General features: G+C 65.3%; 22 protein-coding genes and 1 riboswitch. Of the genes, 14 read left to right on the forward strand and 8 right to left on the reverse strand.

All coding sequences use genetic code 11. From position 1 onward, the window contains the following. The first annotated feature begins 3 nt into the window (after positions 1–3). The 3 genes from cobM to AAHM40_RS06365 all read left to right on the forward strand — a co-directional run bounded on the left by cobM (position 4) and on the right by AAHM40_RS06365 (position 2678). Positions 4–774, forward strand: a complete 771-nt coding sequence (gene cobM / locus AAHM40_RS06355) for a precorrin-4 C(11)-methyltransferase (RefSeq protein WP_342243887.1) — start codon at positions 4–6, stop codon at positions 772–774. A 97-nt stretch (positions 775–871) separates the two neighbouring features. Next, complete coding sequence (locus tag AAHM40_RS06360; protein WP_342243888.1) at positions 872–1756, forward strand: sugar nucleotide-binding protein; 885 nt, start codon at positions 872–874, stop codon at positions 1754–1756. Beyond that, positions 1749–2678 carry an NAD-dependent epimerase/dehydratase family protein gene (locus tag AAHM40_RS06365; protein ID WP_342243889.1) on the forward strand — a complete coding sequence of 310 codons (930 nt, stop codon included), beginning with the start codon at positions 1749–1751 and terminating at the stop codon, positions 2676–2678. Before AAHM40_RS06360 ends, AAHM40_RS06365 begins: the two co-directional genes overlap by 8 nt. 93 nt (positions 2679–2771) lie before the next feature. On the opposite strand, the gene AAHM40_RS06370 is transcribed toward AAHM40_RS06365, so the two are convergent. From AAHM40_RS06370 to AAHM40_RS06390, 5 genes are all read right to left on the reverse strand, one after another. Further along, on the reverse strand, positions 2772–3443 hold the full coding sequence (locus tag AAHM40_RS06370) for an OmpW/AlkL family protein (RefSeq protein ID WP_342243890.1): 672 nt from the start codon (positions 3441–3443) through the stop codon (positions 2772–2774). Positions 3444–3583: 140 nt separating this feature from the next. Beyond that, positions 3584–4102 carry a DUF3299 domain-containing protein gene (locus AAHM40_RS06375; protein WP_342243891.1) on the reverse strand — a complete coding sequence of 173 codons (519 nt, stop codon included), beginning with the start codon at positions 4100–4102 and terminating at the stop codon, positions 3584–3586. A 7-nt stretch (positions 4103–4109) separates the two neighbouring features. After that, a complete protein-coding gene (locus AAHM40_RS06380) occupies positions 4110–5372 on the reverse strand; it encodes an ABC transporter permease (RefSeq protein WP_342243892.1) in 1263 nt (420 codons plus the stop codon). Between the two features lies 1 nt (position 5373). Continuing rightward, on the reverse strand, positions 5374–6081 hold the full coding sequence (locus AAHM40_RS06385; RefSeq protein WP_342243893.1) for an ABC transporter ATP-binding protein: 708 nt from the start codon (positions 6079–6081) through the stop codon (positions 5374–5376). A 46-nt stretch (positions 6082–6127) separates the two neighbouring features. After that, positions 6128–6688 (reverse strand): DUF2796 domain-containing protein, encoded by a 561-nt coding sequence (locus AAHM40_RS06390; protein WP_342243894.1) that lies wholly within the window; start codon positions 6686–6688, stop codon positions 6128–6130. A 104-nt stretch (positions 6689–6792) separates the two neighbouring features. Between AAHM40_RS06390 and AAHM40_RS06395 the strand changes: the two genes are divergently transcribed. Continuing rightward, positions 6793–7140, forward strand: a complete 348-nt coding sequence (locus AAHM40_RS06395; protein ID WP_342243895.1) for a hypothetical protein — start codon at positions 6793–6795, stop codon at positions 7138–7140. 52 nt (positions 7141–7192) lie between these two features. Here AAHM40_RS06395 and trxA read toward each other — a convergent pair whose 3' ends face one another. The 3 genes from trxA to AAHM40_RS06410 form a co-directional block, all read right to left on the reverse strand. Further along, positions 7193–8062 carry a thioredoxin gene (gene trxA / locus AAHM40_RS06400; protein WP_342243896.1) on the reverse strand — a complete coding sequence of 290 codons (870 nt, stop codon included), beginning with the start codon at positions 8060–8062 and terminating at the stop codon, positions 7193–7195. Positions 8063–8201: 139 nt separating this feature from the next. Further along, complete coding sequence (locus AAHM40_RS06405) at positions 8202–8855, reverse strand: class I SAM-dependent methyltransferase (RefSeq protein ID WP_342243897.1); 654 nt, start codon at positions 8853–8855, stop codon at positions 8202–8204. Further along, positions 8852–9277 (reverse strand): YbaY family lipoprotein, encoded by a 426-nt coding sequence (locus AAHM40_RS06410; RefSeq protein WP_342243898.1) that lies wholly within the window; start codon positions 9275–9277, stop codon positions 8852–8854. Before AAHM40_RS06410 ends, AAHM40_RS06405 begins: the two co-directional genes overlap by 4 nt. A gap of 113 nt (positions 9278–9390) precedes the next feature. Between AAHM40_RS06410 and nrdR the strand changes: the two genes are divergently transcribed. The 10 genes from nrdR (at position 9391) to AAHM40_RS06460 (ending at position 17135) form a co-directional block, all read left to right on the forward strand. Continuing rightward, positions 9391–9855, forward strand: coding sequence for a transcriptional regulator NrdR (nrdR, locus tag AAHM40_RS06415; protein WP_028629209.1), 465 nt, complete (start codon positions 9391–9393; stop codon positions 9853–9855). Beyond that, on the forward strand, positions 9855–10961 hold the full coding sequence (gene ribD, locus AAHM40_RS06420; RefSeq protein ID WP_342243899.1) for a bifunctional diaminohydroxyphosphoribosylaminopyrimidine deaminase/5-amino-6-(5-phosphoribosylamino)uracil reductase RibD: 1107 nt from the start codon (positions 9855–9857) through the stop codon (positions 10959–10961). Before nrdR ends, ribD begins: the two co-directional genes overlap by 1 nt. Positions 10962–11051: 90 nt before the next feature. Beyond that, a riboswitch (FMN riboswitch) is annotated at positions 11052–11198 on the forward strand. A 219-nt stretch (positions 11199–11417) separates the two neighbouring features. Further along, positions 11418–12080 carry a riboflavin synthase gene (locus tag AAHM40_RS06425; protein WP_274801819.1) on the forward strand — a complete coding sequence of 221 codons (663 nt, stop codon included), beginning with the start codon at positions 11418–11420 and terminating at the stop codon, positions 12078–12080. Between the two features lie 17 nt (positions 12081–12097). Continuing rightward, entirely contained in the window at positions 12098–13192 is a 1095-nt protein-coding gene (gene ribBA, locus AAHM40_RS06430) for a bifunctional 3,4-dihydroxy-2-butanone-4-phosphate synthase/GTP cyclohydrolase II (protein WP_028629206.1), read from the forward strand. 61 nt (positions 13193–13253) lie between these two features. Beyond that, the gene (ribH, locus tag AAHM40_RS06435; protein WP_028629205.1) at positions 13254–13730 is read left to right on the forward strand and encodes a 6,7-dimethyl-8-ribityllumazine synthase; all 477 of its coding nucleotides are present in this window, start codon (positions 13254–13256) and stop codon (positions 13728–13730) included. Further along, positions 13727–14200, forward strand: a complete 474-nt coding sequence (gene nusB / locus AAHM40_RS06440; protein WP_028629204.1) for a transcription antitermination factor NusB — start codon at positions 13727–13729, stop codon at positions 14198–14200. The genes ribH and nusB overlap by 4 nt, the downstream gene beginning before the upstream one ends. A 13-nt stretch (positions 14201–14213) precedes the next feature. After that, on the forward strand, positions 14214–15182 hold the full coding sequence (gene thiL / locus AAHM40_RS06445) for a thiamine-phosphate kinase (protein ID WP_342243900.1): 969 nt from the start codon (positions 14214–14216) through the stop codon (positions 15180–15182). Continuing rightward, on the forward strand, positions 15175–15675 hold the full coding sequence (locus AAHM40_RS06450; protein WP_342243901.1) for a phosphatidylglycerophosphatase A family protein: 501 nt from the start codon (positions 15175–15177) through the stop codon (positions 15673–15675). The genes thiL and AAHM40_RS06450 overlap by 8 nt, the downstream gene beginning before the upstream one ends. A 46-nt stretch (positions 15676–15721) precedes the next feature. After that, positions 15722–16477 carry a substrate-binding periplasmic protein gene (locus tag AAHM40_RS06455; protein ID WP_342243902.1) on the forward strand — a complete coding sequence of 252 codons (756 nt, stop codon included), beginning with the start codon at positions 15722–15724 and terminating at the stop codon, positions 16475–16477. Continuing rightward, positions 16464–17135, forward strand: coding sequence for a retropepsin-like aspartic protease family protein (locus AAHM40_RS06460; RefSeq protein WP_342243903.1), 672 nt, complete (start codon positions 16464–16466; stop codon positions 17133–17135). The genes AAHM40_RS06455 and AAHM40_RS06460 overlap by 14 nt, the downstream gene beginning before the upstream one ends. The last annotated feature ends 9 nt before the right edge of the window (positions 17136–17144 follow it).

Consider the following 17144-nt stretch of genomic DNA (forward strand, 5'->3'; position numbering starts at 1 on the left):
GCCATGACGGTCTATTTCATCGGCGCCGGCCCCGGCGATCCAGAACTCATTACCGTGAAGGGCCAGCGCCTGATCCGCTCCTGCCCGGTGATTCTCTACGCCGGTTCGCTGGTGCCCGAAGCGGTGCTGGCAGGGCACAGCGCGGAGTTGGTGGTAAACACCGCCGAACTGCATCTGGATGAGATCGTCACGCTGCTGGCCGCAGCCCATGCGAGGGGCCAGGACGTGGCGCGGGTGCATTCGGGTGACCCATCGCTCTACGGCGCCATCGGCGAGCAGATTCGCCATCTGCGCGAACGGGACATCCCCTTCGAGGTGGTGCCGGGGGTAACGGCTACCGCCGCCTGCGCCGCGCTGCTGGGTTGCGAGCTGACCCTGCCGGAGGTTTCCCAGACCCTGATCCTCACCCGTTACGCCAGCAAGACGCGCATGCCTGAAGGGGAAGAACTGGGCGATCTGGCCCGTCACCGCGCGACCATGGCCATTCACCTGGGCGTGAGTCAGCTTGCGAAAATAATCGAAGAACTGCTGCCGCACTACGGCGCCGACTGCCCCATCGCCGTGATCCATCGCGCCAGCTGGCCGGACCAGGAGCAGGTCACCGGTACCCTGGGGGACATCCTGCCCAAGGTGGCGGCACGGGATTTCCGCCGCACGGCGCTGATCCTGGTGGGCGAGGTACTGGCCGCCGATGGCTTTGCCGATTCCTCCCTTTATCGTGCCGATCACACCCATCTCTATCGTCCAGGCAAGACGCAGCCGCCACGCGGCTAGTGACGTACGCCGGTGAAACCCGCAGAATGCGGCTCTTATGCGGCGGGCAATTGGCCCGCACACTCTCTCTAACCGGCTTTAAGCGACCTTTTTCTCTATGCGAATGCGCTTGATGCTGTTGGGTGGCGGCAATTCACTCGGACAGGCGCTGATTCGCCTGGGCGCCGAGGAAGACATAGGTTTTCTCGCTCCGCGTCCGCCTGAACAGGGCTGGGACGCCGCCAGCCTGACCCAGCTGCTCGATGACACCCGGCCTGACGCCGTGGTCAACCTCGCCTACTACTTCGACTGGTTCCAGGCCGACGAAGTCAGTGGCGTCCGCCTGGCAGCCCAGGAGCGGGGCGTGGAACGTCTGGCCGAACTCTGCCAGCACCACAGCATCGTCCTGCTGCAGCCCTCCAGCTACCGGGTATTCGACGGCTCCCGCGCCACAGCCTACAGCGAGAAGGATGAAACCGTCCCGCTCAGTGAGCGCGGTCAGGCCATCTGGCGCATGGAGCAGAGTGTCCGCGCCGTCTGTCCCAAACATGTGCTGCTGCGTTTCGGCTGGTTGCTGGACGACAGCCGCGAGGGTTCCCTGGGGCGTTTCCTCAGTCGTGCGGAGCGGGCCGAAGAAATTTGCCTGGCCGACGACCGCCGCGGTAACCCCACACCGGTCGACGATGCTGCGCGGGTGTTGCTGGCCGTGATCAAACAGCTGGACTGCGCCGCGCCGCTCTGGGGCACCTATCACTACGGTGGCCACGAAGCGACCACGCCCCTGGCGCTGGGCCAGGCCCTGCTCAGTGAGGCCCGTAACCTGCATCCGCTGACGGTGCAGGACATTACGCCCCAGGCCCACGCCGCCCGTCCCGATGCGGCGGACGAGCCGCAGAACGCAGTGCTGGCCTGCAAGAAAATCCTCCATACCTTCGGCATCAAGCCGCGCGCCTGGCGTGCTGCACTGCCGACCCTGCTGGACCGTTACTACCGCCATGGCTGATTCCCCCATCCTCATTACCGGCGGCGCCGGTTTCATCGGCTCGCACCTGGCCGATGCGCTGCTCGCCAAGGGGCAGGCCGTGCGCGTGCTGGACAATCTCTCCACCGGAAGACGTTCCAACCTGGCACTGGAAAACCCGAAGCTGGAGCTGATCGAGGGCGATGTGGCCGACGCGGCCCTGTTGACTCGCGCCATGGCTGGCTGCAAGGCAGTGGCACATCTGGCGGCGGTGGCGTCGGTGCAAGCCTCGGTGGACGATCCGGTGGCGACGCACCGGAGCAATTTCATCGGCACCCTGAATGTCTGCGAGGCCATGCGTGAGCACGGCGTCAAGCGGGTGATCTTCGCGTCCAGCGCGGCGGTCTATGGCCAGAACGGTGAAGGCACTGCGATTGATGAGGACACGCCCAAGGCTCCGTTGACACCCTACGCGGTGGACAAGTTGGCCAGTGAGCAGTACCTGGATTTCTATCGCCGCCAGCATGGGCTGGAACCGGCGGTGTTCCGCTTCTTCAATATCTTCGGTCCGCGCCAGGACCCATCCTCGCCCTATTCCGGGGTGATCAGCATCTTCACCGAGCGCGCTCTGGCCGGGCTGCCGATCACCGTGTTCGGCGATGGCGAGCAGACCCGCGACTTTGTCTATGTCGGCGATCTGGTGCAGGTGCTGGTGCAGGCCCTGGAAGCGGAGTGGCTGGAGGTCGGGCCGGTAAACGTCGGTCTCAATCAGGCCACCAGTCTCAAGCAACTGCTGGCCGCGATCGGCGACGTACTGGGTGGCTTGCCGCCGGTGACCCACGCCGAATCGCGCGCCGGGGATATCCGTCATTCGCGGGCCAACACTGCCCGCCTGCTGTTGCGCTATGACTTCCCGCAACCCACCCCGCTCAAGCTGGGCGTAGCGCGGCTGTTGGGGCGCTGATCCCACCTGGTCTTGCAGTGTCCCTGTAGTTCCCCAACACATGAAAAGGCGCCCGAAGGCGCCTTTTTACTGGGTGGTTGCCAGGGGAGTGGCTTAGAACTTGTAGCCGACGCCCACCATGTAAACCCACGGGTCCACGTCCACATCGACCTTGACTTTGCCCGCGCCGGCCAGGTCGGTTGTGGCCTGGGTGTCGATATCGATGTACCAGACGGCAGCGTTCAGCAGGATGTTGTCAGTCAGCATGTAGTCCATGCCGACCTGAGCAGCCAGGCCCCAGGAGTCGTCCAGGTCCAGGTTGCTGAAGCCCTGGCTCTTGCGCTGGCTGGTCAGGCTTTCATCGAAGAACAGGGTGTAGTTGAGACCGGCGCCGACATAGGGCTGGAAGGCGGAGTTCGGGTCCATCGGGTAGTACTGGAGGCTGAGGGTCGGCGGCAGGTGCTTGATGTCGGCCAGCTTGCCATCCAGGGCGCCGAGGCCCTTCACACCTACTTCGTGCTGGAACGGGGTAGCGGCAAGCAGTTCCAGGCCGACATGATCGGTGAGCATGTAGGTGCCGGTCAGGCCCAGTTGGGTGTCGCTGTCCAGGGTGGCTTTGGTGCCACCGACCTTGCCCCCGGCGATCGACAGGGCGGAGCTGTCTTCGTTCGGGTCTACGGTGGCGGCGCCGGCGCGAATGATCACATCGCCGGCCTTGTGGGCCTGGGCCAGGGGCGACGCGATGGCGAGGGCGAGCAGGGAGGCGGTGAGAAGATGCTTGCGCATGGAAGACTCCAGTTGGTTCTAAGTGTGTTTGGCTGGAGCCAGTTTCAGTAATTAGCAAGCTTTGTATCTTGATCCAGAGCAATATCACCGAGGGTCGATACGAAGAGGCCCGATTTGACCGGGCCTTCATGCATTGGAGGTCAGTTGCTGGGGGATTCGTACGGGTAGATCTTGCTCGCATCCATCTGGTAGCCGGCTTCGGCCAGCTCGCTGCTGCTGGCTTTCACTCGCAACGGGCCTTCGATCCAGAAGGGCTGGTAGAGCGCGTCCATCAGTACACCGAGTTCGCTCGTCACATGGACGATCTGGTTCGACGGCGGTGGCGGCACATGGATGCAGGCACCGAAGTAAGGCACCAGGAGGAACTCGGTGACGCGGCCTTCCTCGGTCACATCCAACGGGACGATGTAGCCCGGCAGCTTCACGTCCTGACCCTCCAGCTCCTTGACCACCGGGGCCGCCGGCGATTGCTGGCTGGCGGCAGGGCCGGCCTCGGCGTTGAGGGCATCGGACAGTTGCGAGAGGTCGTGTATGGGCGCTGGCGGCGCGGGTGGCGGAGCGCCTTCGGGGATCATCTCCGCCCAGGTGAGTTCGCGCACCTCGCCGGCCCAGAGCGGGGAAGAAAGGGTCAGCAACAGGGCCAGCAGGATGCGCGTCATGGAACTCTCACAAGCGAATGGACAGACCGTCGGCCAGCGACTGCCGATAGGCACGCCAGGCTGGCACCACGCCCATCAACAGGGCGGCGGCCAGAATAGCGCCGAGCAGCGTCCACTCATAGGGGCTTGGTAGAGCGAGCGGCAGGTAGAGCCCGTAATTGGCCTGCACGTAGCCCTGGCTGAGGCCGATGCCCAGATACAGCAGGCCCACGCCCAGCACCGCGCCGGCCGCGGCCAGGGTAAAGGCTTCCAGTACCAGCAGACTGCCAATGTGCCAGGGCCGCGCGCCCACCGAGCGCAGGATGGCCATTTCCCGGCGGCGTTCGTTGAGGCTGGTGAGGATGGCGGTGAGCATGCCGATCAGGCCGGTAAGCACCACGAACAGCGAGACGACGAAGAGCGCCTTCTCCGCCGTACCCATCAGGCTCCAGAGCTCCTGCAGGGCCACGCCGGGCAGGATCGCCAGCAGCGGTTCGCCACGGTACTCGTTGATCTGCCGTTGCAAGGCGAAGGTGGCGATCTTGCTGTTCAGGCCAAGCATGAAGGCTGTGATGGCCTTGGGCTGAAGGTCCATGGCTCGCGCCTGATCGGCATTGACCTTGCCGGCGCCGCGCGCGGGTACGCCGTTTTGCCAGTCGACATGCAGCGCTTCCATGCCCGCCAGGGAAATGTGCAAGGTGCGATCAACCGGAGTCCCGGTGCGGGCGAGGATGCCAACCACGGTGAAGGGCTTGTCGTCATGTTGCACCAGGCTGACGGTGCTGACGCCATGGGCGAGTACCAGCTTGTTTCCCAGTTTGTAGTGCAGGGCGTCGGCCACCTCGGCACCCAGGACCACGTCGAACATATCGGCGAAGGGCTTGCCCTCGGCCAACTGAAGCGGCCGGCCACGTCCATAGTGGTAATGCTCGAAGTAGGCGGCGCTGGTACCCATCACCCGGTAGCCACGGTGGGAGTCGCCGAGGGAGATGGGGATGGCCCACTTCACCCGTTTGTCCTGGCTGATGGCTTCGAAACTGTCCCAGCGGATGTTGTTGGTGGCGTTGCCGATGCGGAACACGGAATAGAGCAGCAGGTTCACCGAGCCGGAGCGGGCGCCGACGATCAGGTCGGTGCCGCTGATGGTGCTGGCGAAGCTGGCGCGGGCTTCGGTGCGCACGCGCTCCACGGCCAGCAGCAGGCAGACCGATAGGGCGATGGCGAAAACCGTCAGCAGCGCCGTGAAACGGCGGTTGGAGAGACTGGCCAGGGCCAGGCGCAGCAGATACATCTCAGTTCTCCTCGATGCGCGCGGCGTGGTTCAGGTCCGCCAGCGACAGGCTGCGATCGAATAGCGGCGCCAGGCTCTGGTCATGGCTGACGAACAACAGGCTGGCGCCTGCTTCAGTGCATTCGGCGAACAGCAGCTTGAGAAAAGCTTCGCGGGCGTCCGCGTCCAGGGCCGAGGTGGGTTCGTCGGCGATCACCAGCTCCGGTTGGCCGATCAGGGCACGGGCGGCGGCGACGCGTTGTTGCTGGCCGATGGAGAGGGCGTCGGCGCGGCGTTGCAGCAACTCCTCCTTCAGACCGAGGTGGCGCAGCAGGGTGGCGGCGGCGGCATCGACGCTGCCGTGGCGCTGACGGGCACGCTCGGCGCGCAGGCGCGAAAAGCGGCAGGGCAGTTCGACGTTCTCCCGCACCGAGAGGAAGGGCAACAGGTTGAACTGCTGGAAGATGTAGCCCGTGTGGTCCACGCGAAAGTGGTCGCGGGCGCTCGCGGATAGCTTCGCCAGATCCTGGTCGAGCAAGCGGATGCTGCCGCGACCGGGCTTCTGCACGCCACCGAGCAGTCCGAGCAAGGTGGTCTTGCCGCTGCCGCTGGGGCCCTTGAGGAAGAGGCTTTCACCCCGTTGCAGGCGGAACTCGGGAACATCCAGCAGTTCCGGGTGGCCGGGCCAGGCAAAGCCCAGCCCCTGGAGTTCGATCAGTGTCTGGCTCATGGGAAAACGACCGGGTTGCCCCGGTCGGTTCAGGAGAAGTTAGAAGTTAGAAATTCAGGCTGGTGCTGGACTTGGAGAGTTCCGCGCCTTGCTGGCCGTTCGGACCGATCAGTTGTACCTGAATTTTCTCGGTGACGGGGAAGCGCTTGAACAGCTCTGCAAGGTTCAGGGACTTCAGCGCGTCGGGGGTGGAGCACTCGAGTTGGTAGTGGGCGTGCACTTCGCTGTGTTCGTGTTCATGGCCCTTGGCGTGCCCATCATGATGCTCATCTTGGCCGAAGAGCGGGCTCTCGAGCTCCTGCGAGACGACCTTGCAACCGGCTGCGGCCGGAAGGGCGAAGAGCGCCAGGGGCTTGTCCAGCTCGGCGCGGACGGCGGCGACCTTGGCCTTGTCCGCGTCGCTTCTGGCTGCGTGCTCGAAGCCGACCAGATTCATTGCAGGGCTTTCCAGCTCCAGCTCCAGGGTCTTGCCGTCCAGCGCGGCGTTCAATCGCGCCACGCCGTGCTCGTGGGCGCTGAGGCTTCCGTGCTCATGGTCGTGCTCATGAGCCTGGACGGCGGCCAGGGGCAGCAGGGCGAAAGGCAGGGCAAGCAGCAAGCGGCGCATGGAGGTTCTCCGGGAGGGGGGAAATTTGCGTTACGTTATAACAAATGTAGGCAGCCCGCCAGCGCCGTGGGAGCATTGCGCATTCGCTTCTGAAGGAGTTGGACATGCTGCGTATACGTGGACAGATCGGTGACTGGCCGGTGGACCTGACCGTGGAAATGGATGCCGAAGACTGGGACCAGTTGGCCAGCCGCCTGTCGCCCGAGGTGGTGGTCCAGGCTCCTATGGCGGCGAAGGCTTCGAGCGGCCCGCACAATGACGCCCTCTGGGATACCGCCCAGCAGCTGCTGCGCGAAGCCGGGCAGATGGACGGCCCGCGTCTTCTGGCCGAACTGCAGGCCCTGGCCGGCGGCATGGCGGCCGGCAAGCGCCTGCTGGTGCGCCTGCGCCATAGCGAGCAGGTGCATGTGGACGCGGGGGAGGATGCGCCCGTTTATATCTGGAGGGGCTGATGAAGGAGGCCGGGACGCTGTCCCGGAGGCCCGAAGGGTTGCCGGCTGCGGATCAGTAGATCGCGTTGTAGAGCTTGCGGCGGTAGGTGGTGACCAGCGGGTGGTCGTTGCCCAGCAGGTCGAACACTTGCAGCAACGTCTTGTGGGGCAAGCCTTCGCAATAGCTGCGGTTGCGCACGAAGAGCTTGAGCAGGCTGTCCAGCGCCGGCTCGTACTGCTGGCGGGAGAGCTGCTGGATCGCTAACTGGTAGACCGCCTCGTCGTCGCCGGCATCTTGCGCCAGGCGTGATTTGAGGTCGGCCACTTCCGGCAGGTCGGCGGCCTGGCGGAGGAAGGTCAGCTGGGCACGGGCGCCGGCCAGGGCCTGCTTATGTTCGTCGCTCTTCACCGCGTTGAGCACGGTTTCCGCTTCGCCCAGTTCGCCGCGTTCGGCGAGGCAGCGGGCATAGAGGATCAGGCCGGCGGCATTGGTGTTGTCGTCGGTGAGCAACTGCTTCAGCAGGTTCTCGGCTTCGCTGATGCGGCCTTCGCTGAATGCGGCCTGGGCAGCGTCCAGCAGGTTGCCTTGGGGCGTAGCCGGCAGCTGTACGTGGGGTTCGAGCATGGCGCGGATAGCCGACTCCGGCTGGGCGCCGGCGAAGCCGTCCACCGGCTGGCCGTCCTTGAACAGCACCACGGTCGGCAGGCTGCGGATGCCGAAGCGCATCACGATGTCCTGCTCGATATCGCAATTGACCTTGGCCAGCAGCAGTTCGCCCTGGTAAGACTCGGTGACCTGCGCCAACAGCGGCATCAGGGCTTTGCAGGGCGCGCACCAGTCAGCCCAGAAGTCCACCAGCACGGGCTTGTGGAAGGAGTTCTGGATCACCGCCTGGTCGAAGTCGGCGCCGGTAGTGTCGAAGATGTAGGGAATGTCGCTCATCTGGGTTCTCGAAAGCGCGAAAGGATGGGCGAATCATAAGGCCGCCGACGGGGGTATGAATATGCCTGCACGAGCTCGGCACTTCCCCGGCACTCGGTCTGTTCGCCCCTACAGGAAAAGCGCCCCGCAGCACGGAGACTTACCGAATCGCGTGATACAGGCTCACATTGCGGAATTCCGCTGGCTCGGCCAGGTCTGGCCAGGTGCAGGCGTCCAGAATGGCGAGGCGCGTGTAGAGCGGGTGCTGGAAGTCGCGGACCCGTGAGTCGGCCACCAGGGCCTGGCGGCCACGCGTGAGGAAGTGGTCGAGCAGGGGCAGGTTGGCGCGGTCGTAGAGCACGTCGGCGACGATGATCAGGTCGAAGCGGTCTTCTTCCTGAAAAAAGTCCGCCGAGTAGCTCAGCTCTACTCCGTTGAGCGCGGCGTTGGCGCGACAGGCTTCCAGGGCCAGCGGGTCGAGATCGCAGGCGACCACTTCGGCGGCGCCGGCCTTGGCAGCGGCAATGGCGGCAACGCCCGAGCCTGCGCCGAAATCCAGCACGCGCTTGCCAGCCACCCAGTCGGGTTTCTCGGCCAGCCAGCGTGCCAGGGCCAGGCCGCTGGCCCAGCAGAAGCACCAGTAAGGTGGTTCTTCGAGGATGCGCCGAGTTTCTTCGGGACTGAAGGCGCGGTCCATGTTGTTGGCGTCGATGAGCCAGAGCTTGAGATCGGTGCCGGGCAGGGTTTCCGCACCGAGGCTGGCGTCGCCCAGCAATTGGGTCAGCGCCTGCTGCAGCGACTTCGGGGCGTTCATGGTGCCGGCACCATCTGCAGAGGGCCGAGGGATTGGCTTTCAGGCTGCAGGATGAGGCGCGGATGCATCTTGAGGATCAACTGTCCGGACAGACTGGCACGGCCGCGCAGTTCCACGCGCTCACCACGGGGAAAGGATTCCGGGTTGAACAGCAGGCGGAAGGGCAGGGGGCCGCCATTGCCATTCAACACCAGGCTGCCGAGCAGGCGTCGCGGCCGGTCGCGGGAATCGATCGACATCAGTGCCAGTTCCACCTCGCTGCCGGCGGGCGGCGCCTGTAACACACCGCTGAGTTCGCGCATGTGGGCTGGCGTGGTCTCCACCTTGGGCTGCGGCGCCGGAGTGGACAGTTCCGGGGCGGGTTCTTCACTGGCACATGCCGCTAGCAGGGTGGCCAGGAGTAGGGGAAGGAGTGGACGCATCTGGGCTTCCTGATCTGAATGCGCGGGCCTTATAGCGCAAAGCCGTCGGCTTGTCTTGCCCCGGGGATGCGCTACCATGGACCCCCTTTTCTACCGATGCCCCCACGAACGCCATGCACTGTCCCTTCTGCGGCGCACACGACACCAAGGTCATTGATTCACGGCTGGTAGCCGAGGGCGACCAGGTGCGCCGTCGCCGCGAGTGCCTGAACTGTGAGGAACGTTTCACCACCTTCGAGACTGCCGAACTGGTGATGCCCCGTCTCATCAAGCAGGACGGCAGCCGCCAGCCTTTCGACGAAGACAAGCTGCGAGCCGGCATGCAGCGCGCGCTGGAAAAGCGTCCAGTAAGCGTAGAGCGTCTGGAGGCAGCCATCGCCCATATCAAGCACAAACTGCGCGCCACCGGCGAACGCGAGGTGAAGTCGCGGGTGCTGGGTGAACTGGTGATGCTTGAACTGCAGAAACTCGACGAAGTTGCCTATATCCGCTTCGCCTCGGTCTATCGCCGCTTCCAGGATCTCAACGAGTTCCGCGAGGAAATCGAGCGCTTGGCCCGCGAGCCGTCGAAAGAGTGATGGCCGGTAACGATCAGGCCTATATGGCCCGCGCCCTGGAGCTGGCGCGCAAAGGCATCTACTCCACCCATCCCAACCCGCGCGTCGGCTGCGTCATCGTTCGCGATGGCCAGATCGTCGGCGAAGGCTGGCACGTCCGTGCCGGCGAACCCCACGCCGAAGTCCACGCCTTGCGCCAGGCTGGCGAGCTGGCCCGCGGCGCGACCGCGTATGTCACCCTCGAACCCTGCAGTCACCACGGCCGCACGCCGCCCTGCGCCGATGCGCTGGTAGCTGCCGGAGTCGGGCGCGTGGTGGCGGCCATGCAGGACCCCAATCCCCAGGTGGCCGGCCGTGGTTTGAAACGCTTGGCGGACGCCGGCATCGCGGTCAGCAGCGGTGTACTGGAAACCGAGGCACGGGCATTGAATGCCGGCTTCATCAAGCGCATGGAACAGGGCCTGCCGTTCGTGCGGGTGAAGCTCGCCATGAGCCTGGACGGCCGCACCGCCATGGCCAGTGGCGAAAGCCAGTGGATCACTGGCCCGGCCGCTCGTTCGGCCGTGCAGCGCCTACGCGCCAGCGCCAGTGTGGTGCTGACCGGAGCGGATACTGTGCTTACCGACGCTGCGCGTCTTACCGTGCGTGCCGAAGAGTTGGGCCTCGACCCTGAGCTCACTGCCTTGGCCGTCAGCCGCCCGCCGCTGCGGGTGCTGGTGGATGGGCGTTTGCGGGTGCCGCTGTCGGCGCCCTTTTTTCAGGCGGGTCCGGCGCTGGTGGCCACCGCCGGCGATGTCCTCGAAGTCAGTCCTGGCCACGAACTTCTGGCCCTGCCCGGCGCCGATGGCCATGTCGACCTGCGCCGGTTGCTGAAAGAGCTGGCCAACCGTGGCGTCAACGACGTTCTGGTGGAGGCCGGTCCGCGCCTGGCCGGGGCCTTTGCCCGTGCCGGGCTGGTGGATGAGTACCAGATATTCATCGCCGCCAAGTTCCTCGGCTCCAGCGCCCGCCCGTTGCTGGACTGGCCGTTGGCGCGGATGGCCGAAGCCCAGGAGCTGAACATCGTCGAAATGCGCGCCGTGGGCGACGACTGGCGAGTCATCGCGGTTCCCCGTCCCGCTGCCTGATTTCGCACGCGCCAGCATGGCCAAGACAGCCGATGCAAGTTCGCCACGACTGTGATAAAACGCCTGCCAGCCAGTTTCATTGACTGGCTGAAACGTTCTCAGGGCGGGGTGCAAGTCCCCACCGGCGGTAATTGCGCTGAATGTGCATAGCCCGCGAGCGCCTGCCACTGGCAGGGTCAGCAGACCCGGTGTGATTCCGGGGCCGACGGTAATAGTCCGGATGAAGAGAGGACGGGATAGCCTGCCTGGGCTGGGGTACGTTCGTGCCTGCGCCCGCCAGATCCCTTTCGATCCGATACGCCCTGTTTTTCACGAAACAGGAGTTCCATCGATGTCACATGCAACAGTCCATATCCTTCCGGCGCCGGCGGATCGTCCGCGCGCGGGTGAGGGGCGGGCGCCTATAATGCGTCTTTCGCCGGTTTTCACCGGCCCGCTGCAAGTTCTGGAGGCCCAATGTTCACCGGCATAATCGAAGCCATCGGCACCATCCGTGCGATCACACCCAAAGGCGGCGACGTCCGCGTCCTGGTGGAAACCGGCAAGCTGGATCTCGGTGACGTGAAGCTCGGCGACAGCATTGCGGTCAACGGCGTCTGCCTCACCGCCGTGGAGCTGCCGGGCAATGGCTTCTGGGCCGATGTCAGCCGCGAGACCCTGGCCCGCACCGCCTTCGACGACCTGAAACCCGGTAGCCCGGTCAACCTGGAGAAGGCCCTGACCCCCACCAGCCGCCTCGGTGGCCACCTGGTCAGCGGCCATGTCGACGGTATCGGCGAAGTCGTGGCGCGGGAAGACAACGCCCGCGCCGTGCAATTCCGCATCCGTGCACCGCGCGACCTGGCCAAGTACATTGCCCTCAAGGGTTCGATCACCGTCGACGGCACCAGCCTGACGGTGAATTCGGTTAACGGCGCGGAGTTCGAGCTGACCATCGTCCCGCACACCCTGGCCGAGACCATCATGGTCGACTACCGACCGGGGCGCCGCGTCAACCTGGAGGTCGACCTGCTGGCCCGCTACCTGGAACGCCTGCTGCTGGGCGACAAGGCAGCCGAGCCGCAGTCCTCCGGCCTGACCGAAAGCTTCCTCGCCGAACACGGCTACCTCAAACACTGAATTCATAAGGAGGGCCCATGGCTCTCAACAGCATCGACGAACTGATCGAAGACATCCGCCAGGGCAAGATGGTCATCCTCATGGATGACGAGGATCGCGAGAACGAAGGCGACCTGATCATGGCCTCCGAGTGCGTGCAGGCCGAACACATCAACTTCATGGCCCGGTTCGCCCGTGGCCTGATCTGCATGCCGATGACCCGCGAACGCTGCGAGCTGCTGAAGCTGCCGCTGATGGCACCGCGCAACGGTTCCGGCTTCGGCACCAAGTTCACCGTCTCCATCGAGGCCGCTGAAGGCGTCACCACCGGCATCTCCGCCGCCGACCGTGCGCGCACCGTGCAGGTGGCGGCCGCCAAGGGCGCCAAGGCCGACGACATCGTCAGCCCCGGTCACATCTTCCCGCTCATGGCCCAGCCGGGCGGCGTGCTGGCGCGTGCCGGCCACACCGAAGCGGCCTGTGACCTGTCGCGCATGGCTGGCTTTGAGCCGAGCGGCGTGATCTGCGAAATCATGAATGACGACGGCACCATGTCCCGTCGCCCCGAACTCGAGGCCTTCGCCGCCGAGCACGGGATCAAGATCGGCACCATCGCCGACCTCATCCACTACCGCCTGATCCACGAGCGCACCGTCGAGCGCATCGCCGAGCAGCCGCTGGACAGCGAGCTGGGTCATTTCAACCTGGTGACCTACCGCGACTCCGTGGAAGGCGACGTGCACATGGCGCTGACCCTGGGCAAGATCTGCCCGGAAGAGCCGACCCTGGTGCGGGTGCACAACATGGACCCGCTACGCGATCTGTTCATGGTCAACCAGGCTGGCCGCTGGAGCCTGCGCGCCGCGATGAAGGAAGTGGCTGCCGCCGGCAGCGGCGTCGTGCTGCTGCTCGGCACCCCGCTCACCGGTCCGCAGTTGCTGGCCCATCTCGAGCGCCAAATGGGCGCCGAAACCAAGGTCACCAACCCGACCACTTACAGCACCGTGGGTGCCGGCTCGCAGATACTCCGCGACCTCGGGGTGCGCAAGATGCGCCTGATGAGCTCGCCGATGAAGTTCAACGCGATATCCGGCTTCGACCTGGAAGTTGTAGAATACCTGCCCGCTGAATGACCCGTAGGGCTCTGGCCATCAAGGCCGGGGCCCTCGCTCTTTAATTGACGAGATCTCGCCCATGTCCCTGAAGACCATCGAAGGTACCTTCATCGCCCCCAAAGGCCGCTATGCCCTGGTGGTCGGCCGTTTCAACAGTTTCGTCGTGGAAAGCCTGGTGAGCGGCGCCGTAGACGCGCTGGTACGCCATGGCGTCAGCGAAGACGACATCACCCTCATTCGCGCGCCCGGTGCATTCGAGATCCCGCTGGTGGCCCAGAAGGTCGCCCAGCAAGGCGAGTACTCCGCCATCATCGCCCTCGGCGCGGTCATTCGTGGCGGCACCCCGCACTTCGAATACGTCGCCGGCGAATGCACCAAGGGCCTGGCCCAGGTCTCCATGGAATTCGGCGTACCGGTCGCCTTCGGTGTGCTGACCGTCGACTCCATCGAGCAGGCTATCGAACGCTCCGGCACCAAGGCCGGCAACAAGGGTGCTGAAGCCGCTCTGTCCGCCCTGGAAATGGTCAGCCTGTTGGCTGCCCTGGAGGCCAAGTGAGCAACGCAGACGGTTCGGCGCCCAAGGCACCGAAAGGTAAGATCGCAGCCCGTCGCCAGGCCCGCAGCCTGGCGATGCAGGCGCTCTACTCCTGGCACATTGCGGGTCAGCCGCTCAACGAAATCGAGGCGCAATTCCGCGTCGACAACGATTTCAGCACGGTAGACGGCGCCTACTTCCACGAGATTCTCCACGGCGTACCGCGCCAGAAGACCGAGATCGATGCGGCCTTCCTGCCCTGCCTGGACCGTGCCCTCGAGGAAGTGGACCCGGTTGAGCTGGCGATCCTGCGCCTGTCCACCTACGAGCTGATGAACCGCGTGGATGTGCCGTACCGCGTGGTGATCAACGAAGGTATCGAGCTGGCCAAGGTGTTCGGCGCAACCGACGGGCACAAGTTCGTCAACGGCGTGCTGGACAAGCTGGCGCCGCGCCTGCGCGCCGCCGAAGTCCGCGGCGGCAAGCGCTGATTGCAGCCGTCGCGTGGGTGAGTTCGAGCTGATCCGCCGTTTCTTCGCCTCTGCCGCTTGCGCGGCCGGAGGCGAAGGTATTGCCCTTGGCATCGGTGATGACTGTGCGCTGCTGCAACTGCCGCCTGGCGAGCAGCTGGCGATTTCCACCGACACACTGGTGGCCGGCGTGCACTTTCCGCAAGGTGCCGACCCCTTCCTTCTTGGTCAGCGCGCCCTGGCGGTTTCCGCCAGTGACCTGGCGGCCATGGGCGCCGCGCCCGTGGCCTTCACCCTCGCCCTGACCCTGCCCGACGCCCGTGCCGACTGGCTGGACGGCTTCGCCCGCGGCCTCTGCGCCATGGCGCGGGACTGCCGGCTCGGCCTGGTTGGCGGCGATACCACGCGCGGCCCGCTGAGCCTGACCCTGACCGTGTTCGGCCGCCTGCCCGCTGGCCAGGCGCTGACCCGTTCCGGCGCGCGCCCCGGCGACCTGCTCTGCGTCGGCGGCAGCCTGGGCGATGGCGCCGGCGCCCTGCCGCTGGTGCTGGGCGAGCGGCAGGACGACGGCCCCGACGCGCACTACCTGCTGCAACGCTATTGGGCGCCGCAACCGCAGCTGGCCCTGGGCGAGGCCCTGCGCGGCCGCGCTACGTCGGCGCTGGATATCTCCGATGGCCTCCTGGCCGATTGCGGCCATATCGCCAGGGCCTCTGGTGTGGCGCTGCTGGTGGAGGCCGCACGGTTGCCGCTGTCGCCGGCCCTCGAAGGGCTCTTTCCCAGGGATTTCGCGCTCAATTGTGCGCTGGCCGGTGGCGATGACTACCGCCTGGTCTTTACCCTGCCCGCCAGCGAGCTGGCAGCCATCCAGGCCGGCTGGCCGGAGGTGGCGGTCGTCGGCCGGGTCGAGGCGGGGCAGGGCGTGCATCTACTGGACAAGGCCGGCGCCGAACTGCAACCGCCGGCGCTGGGCTATCAACATTTCGGGAGTCAAGGTGACTGATCACGAGTCGGCCACGCCGCAACCCATCCCCCATTCGGTGTGGAGCAATCCCTGGCACTTCATCGCCTTCGGCTTCGGCTCGGGTACCTTGCCCAAGGCCCCGGGCACCTGGGGTTCGCTGGTAGCGCTGCCCTTCATTCCGCTCTGGCAGATGCTGCCGGACTGGGGTTACTGGTTGATGCTGGGGCTGACCATGCTGTTCGGCTTCTGGCTGTGCGGCAAGGTCGCCCACGATCTGCGCGTGCATGACCATGAAGGCATCGTCTGGGACGAGATGGTCGGCATGTGGATCACCCTCTGGCTGGTGCCCGAGGGCTGGCAATGGTTACTGCTGGGTTTCGTGGTGTTCCGTGTGATGGACATCCTCAAACCCTGGCCAATCCGCTGGATCGACCGCCATGTCCACGGTGGCGTGGGGATCATGCTCGACGATGTGCTGGCCGGGGTCTTCGCCTGGCTGGCGATGCAGCTCATCATCTGGGGTCTGGCCTAGTCTTGGTAGGACCTGCGACGAGGATGGGCGGGTGGAGGGCAGTGTGATGCGGAGCTGGATACTGAAGGTCCTGATCGGTTGCCTGTTGCTGCCCACAGCCTGGGCCGAGCCGTTCCCGGCCAACGAAATCCATCTCGCCAGCGAAGTCTGGCCCGAGCACACCGAGGCCAACGGCACGGGGCTCGGCTGGGACATCCTGCGTCGTGTCTATGAACCCGAAGGTATCCAACTGAAAATCCACTCCATGCCCTATACCCGCTCCATCGGCCTGGTGCAGCGCGGCGAGGCGGATGCCTGGGTCGGCTCCTACCGCAACGAGGTCAAGGACGCCTGGTACCCGCGCTGGCACTATGATGCCGACCAGGTCAGCGCGCTCTCGCTGAAGTCCACTCCGATCCCCACCCTGGCCACCCTCGGGCAGTACCGCCTGGCCTGGATTCGAGGCTACGACTACCAGGACTACCTGCCGAACCTGAAGCACTTCAAGGAGATCCAGCGGCGTAGCGGCATCCTCTCGATGCTCGAGCTGGGTCATGTGGATTTCTACATCGACGCCCGCACCGAGGTGGATGATGTGCTGGAAAGCGCTACCGACAGCGGCCGCTTTCGGATCACCCCGCTGGTGCGCCTGCCGCTCTACCTGGGGTTCGCCAACACAGCGCGCGGCCGTCATCTGGCGGATGTCTTCGACCGACGCATGAGCGCCCTGGTCGCCAGCGGCGAGCTGAAACCGTTGTTCAAACGCTGGAAGCAGCCTTACTCCTTTGACAAGGAACTGGAGAAACCCCATGTCGCGCCCTGATTTGCGATTCGTCACCGTCCTGCTGGCATTCGTTCCGGTACTCGCGGTCGCTACCCAGGTGCAAGTTGTCGGCCTCTTCCCTGGAGCTGCGGTGCTCAATGTCGACGGCCAGCGCAAGCTGGTGAAAGTGGGGCAAACGGGCCCTGGTGGCGTCCAGGTAATCAGTGCCGACAGCAAGGGTGCTGTGCTGCGCGTCGACGGCGTCGAGCGCAGCTACGGCCTTTCCCGCGAGTACAACCAGGCCGGCAGTTCCGCCCCGACCGGCACTCCGGCCGCGCCGCAGAAGGCCCAGCTGAGCATCGCCCGTGGCAACAATGGGCATTATCAGGTGGCTGGTTCCATCGAGGGTCATCCGGTGCAGTTCCTGGTGGACACCGGCGCCACCAGCGTCGCCATGAACGAGAACCAGGCCCGTCGCCTGGGTATCGACTACCGGGTGAAGGGCTTGCCGATGAAGGCCAGCACCGCCGGCGGTACGGTCAATGCCTGGCGGGTGAAGTTCGACAGCATCAAGGTCGGCAGGCTCGAAGTGCTGGGCGTGGAAGGTGCGGTGATCGAGGGCGAGGCGCCGGTGGAAGTGCTGCTGGGCATGAGTTTCCTCAACCGCGTGCGCTGGCGCGAAGAGCAGGGCGTTCTTCTGCTGGAGTCGAAATTCTAAGGGCGCTTC

It is taken from the genome of Pseudomonas sp. OTU5201 (assembly GCF_038440135.1).
GTDB classification, from domain to species: Bacteria; Pseudomonadota; Gammaproteobacteria; order Pseudomonadales; family Pseudomonadaceae; genus Metapseudomonas; species Metapseudomonas resinovorans.

Bases quoted from the DNA above. Each gene is read 5' to 3' on its own strand.
- cobM (WP_342243887.1), top strand. From the start codon at position 4: ATGACGGTCTATTTCATCGGCGCCGGCCCCGGCGATCCAGAACTCATT.
- AAHM40_RS06360 (WP_342243888.1), top strand. From the start codon at position 872: ATGCGAATGCGCTTGATGCTGTTGGGTGGCGGCAATTCACTCGGACAG.
- AAHM40_RS06365 (WP_342243889.1), top strand. From the start codon at position 1,749: ATGGCTGATTCCCCCATCCTCATTACCGGCGGCGCCGGTTTCATCGGC.
- AAHM40_RS06370 (WP_342243890.1), bottom strand. From the start codon at position 3,443: ATGCGCAAGCATCTTCTCACCGCCTCCCTGCTCGCCCTCGCCATCGCG.
- AAHM40_RS06375 (WP_342243891.1), bottom strand. From the start codon at position 4,102: ATGACGCGCATCCTGCTGGCCCTGTTGCTGACCCTTTCTTCCCCGCTC.
- AAHM40_RS06380 (WP_342243892.1), bottom strand. From the start codon at position 5,372: ATGTATCTGCTGCGCCTGGCCCTGGCCAGTCTCTCCAACCGCCGTTTC.
- AAHM40_RS06385 (WP_342243893.1), bottom strand. From the start codon at position 6,081: ATGAGCCAGACACTGATCGAACTCCAGGGGCTGGGCTTTGCCTGGCCC.
- AAHM40_RS06390 (WP_342243894.1), bottom strand. From the start codon at position 6,688: ATGCGCCGCTTGCTGCTTGCCCTGCCTTTCGCCCTGCTGCCCCTGGCC.
- AAHM40_RS06395 (WP_342243895.1), top strand. From the start codon at position 6,793: ATGCTGCGTATACGTGGACAGATCGGTGACTGGCCGGTGGACCTGACC.
- trxA (WP_342243896.1), bottom strand. From the start codon at position 8,062: ATGAGCGACATTCCCTACATCTTCGACACTACCGGCGCCGACTTCGAC.
- AAHM40_RS06405 (WP_342243897.1), bottom strand. From the start codon at position 8,855: ATGAACGCCCCGAAGTCGCTGCAGCAGGCGCTGACCCAATTGCTGGGC.
- AAHM40_RS06410 (WP_342243898.1), bottom strand. From the start codon at position 9,277: ATGCGTCCACTCCTTCCCCTACTCCTGGCCACCCTGCTAGCGGCATGT.
- nrdR (WP_028629209.1), top strand. From the start codon at position 9,391: ATGCACTGTCCCTTCTGCGGCGCACACGACACCAAGGTCATTGATTCA.
- ribD (WP_342243899.1), top strand. From the start codon at position 9,855: ATGGCCGGTAACGATCAGGCCTATATGGCCCGCGCCCTGGAGCTGGCG.
- AAHM40_RS06425 (WP_274801819.1), top strand. From the start codon at position 11,418: ATGTTCACCGGCATAATCGAAGCCATCGGCACCATCCGTGCGATCACA.
- ribBA (WP_028629206.1), top strand. From the start codon at position 12,098: ATGGCTCTCAACAGCATCGACGAACTGATCGAAGACATCCGCCAGGGC.
- ribH (WP_028629205.1), top strand. From the start codon at position 13,254: ATGTCCCTGAAGACCATCGAAGGTACCTTCATCGCCCCCAAAGGCCGC.
- AAHM40_RS06455 (WP_342243902.1), top strand. From the start codon at position 15,722: ATGCGGAGCTGGATACTGAAGGTCCTGATCGGTTGCCTGTTGCTGCCC.
- AAHM40_RS06460 (WP_342243903.1), top strand. From the start codon at position 16,464: ATGTCGCGCCCTGATTTGCGATTCGTCACCGTCCTGCTGGCATTCGTT.